The following is a 6,040-nucleotide window of genomic DNA, read 5'->3' as shown; positions in this document are numbered from 1 at the left end:
CCGGCACGGGCCTCAGTCCCATGAGCGCGGCTCCGACGGCCGCTCCCATGATCGCCGCCTCGGATATGGGAGTGTCCATTACGCGATCGGGACCGAATTCCTGATACAGGCCCGCGGTCACTCCGAAACACCCGCCGAAACCGCCCACATCTTCACCAAAAACAAACACCTTCTCGTCCAGGGTCATTTCGTGACGGAGAGCTTCCCTTATGGCTTCGATAAATGTGATTTGGCGCATCAGACGTTCCTCCCTTCCTCGTAGAACAGGTCGGTAAAGATTTCCTCCATAGAAGGATACGCACTCCTGTCCGTAAAATCGATGGCTTCCTGGAGTTCCTGGTCCGCCTCTTTCTTGAGGGCCTGCAGCTTTACTTCCGTGGCCACTCCCTGTTCCAGCAGTTGGGCGGCGAAACGTGCGATGGGATCTTTCTTCTTGTCTTCCTGGATCTGTTCGGCTGTCCTGTACGGCTGTGGATCGCCCTCGAAATGACCGCGCCAGCGGGAGGTCTTCAGCTCGATAAGAGCCGGTCCCTTTCCCTCGCGAATGGATTTGGCCGTTTCGGAGACCGCTTCGTACACGGCCATGACATCGTTGCCGTCCGCCACCAGACCCGGAATCCCATAAGCCGCCGCACGCGCGGCAATGTCCTCGACGGCGCAGACGTCGTCCACGCAGGTACTGATGGCGAACTGGTTGTTCACGCAAATGGCCAGAGCCGGCAGTTTCCAGCAGGCCGCCAGGTTGAGGGCTTCGTGGAACTCTCCTCGGTGGGCCGCGCCGTCTCCGAACATAACGGCGGCGATGTTGCCCGCTCCCTCTTTTTTCAAGGCAAGGGCGATGCCGTTGTTAATGGTCTGGCTGGGTCCCAGAATGCCGTTACAACCCGGAGCCCGTTTATCAAAGGCCGCCAGGTGCATCGAGCCGCCCTTGCCTTTGCAGTAACCCGTAACCTTGCCGAAGATTTCGGCGCGCATGCGCTTGATATCCGCTCCGCGGGCCAGGATCATGCCGTGATCCCTGTGCGTGCTGGATATCCAGTCCGTGGGCCGGAGGGCGGAGCAGACACCCACGTGGACAGCCTCCTGACCAACGCCAAGGTGGACGAAACCCGGAAGGGTTCCGTTGGCGACCGCGTCGGCGAGGGACTCCTCGAATCCCCGGATGGCCACCATGGTTTTGTACATCCCAAGAAGCTTTTCCTTTGGTAGTTCCATGATCCGTCTCCCTAAGATTGAGGTTCAAAGAAAAGACCTTTGTCCGAGGCTTGCCTCAAGGCCAGGGCGATATCGACCACCCTGGGGCCCTCGAGGTTCAGGGCCACGGATAACCGATCTCCTTGTTTGACAACCAGCTCTCGTTCGCCGTCCACAGCAATCATGGCGGGTGTTTGAGAAATCGGGATTTCCTCGCCCGGCTCGAAAATGCGGAACTCCTTAATGGGGACCGTGCGAATCAGACCCGGAGCAATGGGGGCTTTGACCCTACAATTTCCTTCACCAATGATAATATGCACGCCCTTTCCCGAGTCCGGGTTCAATCCGCAAAGAAGTCCGCCTATGGAAGAGAACCCGATGTTCTCGGGCTCCGCCCTGGCCAGGAAAATCTCCCGAAGTTTCGAAACGTCCCACAAGGCCCGGGATGCAATAAAACCGGGTTCGGACACGACTACGTCTACGAGGGCCATGTCCACCAGTTGGGTGCTCCGCCGGATTTCCAGACGCGGAACCCGCTTGATGAACTCGGCGTCGGAAGCGGAATTCAGCGCGGTCACGCCCGCGGCGATACCGGCCAGGGTGCCTTCCACCACGGCGGGAAACACGTTGTTGGTTCCGGTGGATATGGGCAGGAGGGGTGTGTTCCGGCAGGTCTTGGCCACGGCACGGTTAGTGCCGTCGCCGCCCAGGGTGATGATACAGGCCACCCCCAGCTCGTTCATGAGCCGGGCGGCCCGGGTCGAATCGTCCTGGGTTCCTTCGGGCTCCATTTGCAGGAAGCAAACATCGAGGGACACATCCAGTCCGTCCATGGCGCGGACCCCGATGCCGTAAAAGTCCGGCATGAAGAAGACCGTGCGAACTCCCAGCGAATCCAGGCCGAGGATTACCCTTCGCACGATGTTGACCTTTTCGTTGTTGTCAAAAACCGAACCATAGGCGACCAGGCGTCGTATGTCTTTACCGGAGGCCGGATTGGCTATAATTCCAACAGGTTTCAAAAGCATTTTCTCCTTGCCTACCGTTCCTTTGGCCCGCGTTCATAAGTTGAACCGGTTGAAAGGAGGATACCGCGAAGCTCCTTGCTTCGCAGTCAAGCCGGTTGTGTCATGCGTAAGCCTTTCTTCGAACCACAGCGAGTCGCTTCCGTGATTTTTTGACATAGTAAATCCCTGCAACGGCAAACACAATGCTTTTTTGCGCCGATACCCTTCGGGATGGACGCATAGACCATGAAGGGCGGCGGAGCAATAGAATAGATGTCATTTGGACCTTGACAGGCCGGCCGGTGTTTAATAAGACCATATTTGAACATTAGGATACCAAATATGGTTCTTGACAAGAAAGCTTCCCGGCACGCTCCGGCGGTGGATCGCGCCATGGATGTCATCGAACTCATGGCCTCCACGGAGCGAGACCTGTCGCTTTCGGAAATCCTTGAGAAAACACGGATCCCGAGGCAGTCGCTCATCCGGATACTCCATACCCTCTGTGATCGAGGGGTCCTCGATCGTATCGGGCAAAGAGGCGGCTATCGCCTGGGTATGCGGCTGCTTTATCTGGGCCATCGACTCAAGGACAAAATCCAGTTGCGCTCCCAAGCGTGGCCGAGCATGCAGCAACTGGCTCAGGTAACGCACAAAACCATCGAACTCAGCACCTTCGACAGGGATCAACTCATCCTGATCGAACAGATCGAGGGCACGGAAGGCGTTCGTCTCTATTCGCGCGTGGGAAGCGCTTTTCCGTACCTCCATGCCGTTTCCGTCGGCAAAGTCTACCTGGCCCACATGGATCCGGACAAACGGCGAAACGTGCTCCAAAAAATCGGACTGCCGCAGGTCACGGAACACACCATCACCGATCTCGACAAGCTCGAGGAAGAACTTCAGAAGATCCGAGAAAACGGGTATGCCTTTGAAGATCAGGAGCTTAGAAAAGGTGTGCGGCGCGTGGCCGCCCCGATTTACGATTTCAAGGATGACATTGCCGGTGGATTGAGCATTGCGGCTACGATACTCAGTTTCGAGCTGAAAGATGTGGACGCGTTGGGCCGATTGACTGTGGAAACAGCGTCGGAGATCTCTCGAAACATGGGAAGACATCCCGGGAAGAGGGACGGGCGGATTGAATAACGTCGCACTCTACCGGTTTTTTATGACGTGTGGCTTCGGGCAAGGTGCGCGTGAATGGCCTGCGACGGATATCCATGTCGCGTTTCGGACGACGCGCAACCGTGGAAAGCGAACACCTTTTACCGCAACGCCTGAGAACAATGGGCGGTGTCGGATTTTGGACATGAGGAGAGGCAGATGAAACTCATAGAACAAGCCGTGCGTGAGGGTAGGTCCAGTCTTAGCGAGTACGAGTCCAAACAGCTTTTGAGTCATTTTGGAATCCCGGTCACCAGAGAAGTGCTGATCCATGACATCAAGGAACTCGGGGCCGCGGCCCGCGAAATAGGATATCCCCTGGTGCTGAAAGGATGTTCGCCGGACGTCCGGCACAAGAGCGAAAAGGGGCTCATCCGGATGGACATCCGGAACGATCGGGAAGCCGAGCGCGCCTTCGAGGAGATTGTCCGGACCATGAACGGGCAAGCCGGGTCCATACTGATCCAGGAGATGATCCGAGGTCAACGGGAACTGGTGGTGGGTTTGATTCGCGATCCCCAGTTCGGTCCGTGCGTGATGTTCGGTTTGGGAGGGATTTTCACGGAAATTTTGAAAGACGTCTCCTTTCGGATGGCCCCCCTCGAAAAGAAAGACGCTCTGGAAATGATGAAAGAGATCAAGGGGCGCCGGATCCTGGAGGCCGTGCGCGGCCTGGAACCCGTGGATCTGGACGCTCTGGTCGATATCCTGATATCCGTGGGGCGCATCGGACTCGAGCACGACGCCATCAAGGAAATCGACCTGAACCCGGTCATTATATCCGGAACCCGGCCCATCGTAGTGGACGCACTGGTAATCTTGAACTAGCGCCCGGCCGCACCGGATGAATCGGAAACTCCCGCGCCTTCTCAACGTTGAAAGGACCCAATCGTGAACACGGTAGATCATTTTCTGGATAAGTTCTTCAATCCCGAGTCCATCGCCATGGTCGGCGCCACGAACAACCCGTTCAAGATGAATTTTCAGCTCACGAGGAACCTCGTGCGCCTTGGCTTTACAGGCAGGATATTCCCTATTAACCCGCATTCCGAAGAAATCCTGGGCCTGAAAGCATACCCGGCGCTGACCGATCTCCATGAACCGGTGGACCTGGTGGTAAGCGCCGTACCGGCTTTGAAGACCATGGGTGTCATGGAACAATGTGCGCGGAAGGGTGTGAAAAACGTGGTCATCATCTCCGGTGGATTTTCGGAAGGGGGTGATGAAGGACAGGAGCTGCACAAGAACATCGGCGCCTTCGCCAGGCGCAACGGCATCCGGGTCCTGGGACCCAACACGTTGAGCCCGGTGAATACGTCGATACGGTTGGCCGTCAGTTTCAACGTCATCAAGAAGATGCAACGCGGAGGTCTCTCGTTTGCATTTCAATCGGGCTTTTATGATCCCAAGATGAACTGGATCTTTTCAAACCTTGCAGTGAACAAGATGATGGACATGGGAAACAAGGTGGACATCAACGAAGTGGACGCACTCGAGTATTTCCACAAGGATCCGGAAACCGAAGTCATTGCCATGCATATCGAGAGTCTTCACGGGAACGCCCGAGACTTCTTCAATCTTCTGAAAACCGTGTCCAGGCGAAAGCCGGTGATCATTCTCAAGACGGGACGCACCGCAGCCGGTTCGAAAGCCGCTGCCTCGCACACGGGCGCCCTCGCCGGCGAAAACGATGGGGTGTTCGACGGCGTCCTCCGGCAGGCGGGAGCCATTCGTGCTCAGAACCTCGAGGAGTTTTTTGAACTGGCCAAGGCCTTTCAAATGCTGAAGCCGCCCAGAGGACCTCGACTCGCCATCGTTACCCTGTCCGGGGGAGAAGGCGTCATGGCCACGGACAGTTGCGAGGCGCACGGGCTTTCCTTTGCCCGCCTTGACGAAACCACGCATGGGAAACTGAAACGGATTTTTCCCAAGTGGGAAATCCCTCTGAACCCCTTTGACGCCGGAATCTGCATGGAATTTCACCTGTCCGACATAGGAGGCTTCTTCGATACGATGCTCGCCATACCCGAAGACAATAACGTGGATTGCACGGTGATGCAGATGCCGCCCACCCTGCTCGAGGCCGCGGGCGACGGCCCGGAAGGAGGCGATGACATGGCCAAGGCATGGAATGCACAGGTCGTGAAATCACTGATCAAAATGAGCGGAGTCGGCAAGCCCTTGATCCTCTGGAATACCTCCATGGGAGCCGAGGAACACGATATGGCGGTTCGCCTCGAATCCAACTCGATTCCGGTGTTTCCTTCCTCCGAGAGAGCCATCAAAGCCGTAGCCGCGTTGAACCGATATCGGACCTTTTGTCAGGGTGGCTGACCTCTCCCACTTCCATCCCATGCGTTTATTTTTTCCATCCCAGGTGATTATTTTCGTAGGGTGCGCACCGCGCACGTTATTGCCCCTTTCCCTCGCTTTCGGAGGGCTGCGCATGCCCGCCCTTTTCTTGTTCCCTAATACCCCACCCTATGGAATTCGTGAACAAATCACCCACGAAGGACGCATTGTCGGCAAGGCCCTTGGAGAGGTGGTCCCGCGGAAAGAGATTCCCGGCATTCCACCCGCGATCCATCCTAATTCTTCCTATGTCCCGATCCTCGGGGCCTTGATAGGGCAAGTTGGGCCGGTATATGATTTGTAGCGTGGGTTAATTAGTG

6 protein-coding genes are annotated in these 6,040 nt (G+C 56.6%); 3 read left to right on the top strand and 3 right to left on the bottom strand.

Features of this window, described 5'->3' with window-relative positions:
• The 3 genes from HY788_06685 to HY788_06675 all read right to left on the bottom strand — a co-directional run.
• On the bottom strand, nucleotides 1-238 hold a 238-nt coding region (locus HY788_06685; GenBank protein ID MBI4773854.1), incomplete at its 3' end, for an alpha-ketoacid dehydrogenase subunit beta.
• Nucleotides 238-1,215, bottom strand: coding sequence for a thiamine pyrophosphate-dependent dehydrogenase E1 component subunit alpha (locus HY788_06680; protein ID MBI4773853.1), 978 nt, complete (start codon nucleotides 1,213-1,215; stop codon nucleotides 238-240). The genes HY788_06685 and HY788_06680, both read right to left, overlap by 1 nt.
• An 11-nt stretch (nucleotides 1,216-1,226) precedes the next feature.
• Nucleotides 1,227-2,216, bottom strand: coding sequence for an NAD(+)/NADH kinase (locus tag HY788_06675; protein ID MBI4773852.1), 990 nt, complete (start codon nucleotides 2,214-2,216; stop codon nucleotides 1,227-1,229).
• Between the two features lie 327 nt (nucleotides 2,217-2,543).
• Between HY788_06675 and HY788_06670 the strand changes: the two genes are divergently transcribed.
• From HY788_06670 to HY788_06660, 3 genes are all read left to right on the top strand, one after another.
• The gene (locus tag HY788_06670; GenBank protein ID MBI4773851.1) at nucleotides 2,544-3,350 is read left to right on the top strand and encodes an IclR family transcriptional regulator; all 807 of its coding nucleotides are present in this window, start codon (nucleotides 2,544-2,546) and stop codon (nucleotides 3,348-3,350) included.
• Between the two features lie 177 nt (nucleotides 3,351-3,527).
• Entirely contained in the window at nucleotides 3,528-4,196 is a 669-nt protein-coding gene (locus HY788_06665; protein ID MBI4773850.1) for an acetate--CoA ligase family protein, read from the top strand.
• Between the two features lie 63 nt (nucleotides 4,197-4,259).
• On the top strand, nucleotides 4,260-5,702 hold the full coding sequence (locus HY788_06660; GenBank protein MBI4773849.1) for a CoA-binding protein: 1,443 nt from the start codon (nucleotides 4,260-4,262) through the stop codon (nucleotides 5,700-5,702).
• Nucleotides 5,703-6,040: the final 338 nt, after the last annotated feature.

The organism is Deltaproteobacteria bacterium, from assembly GCA_016208165.1.
Taxonomy (GTDB): Bacteria; Desulfobacterota; Desulfarculia; order JACQYL01; family JACQYL01; genus JACQYL01.
This window is presented reverse-complemented; position numbering and strand designations above follow the sequence as displayed.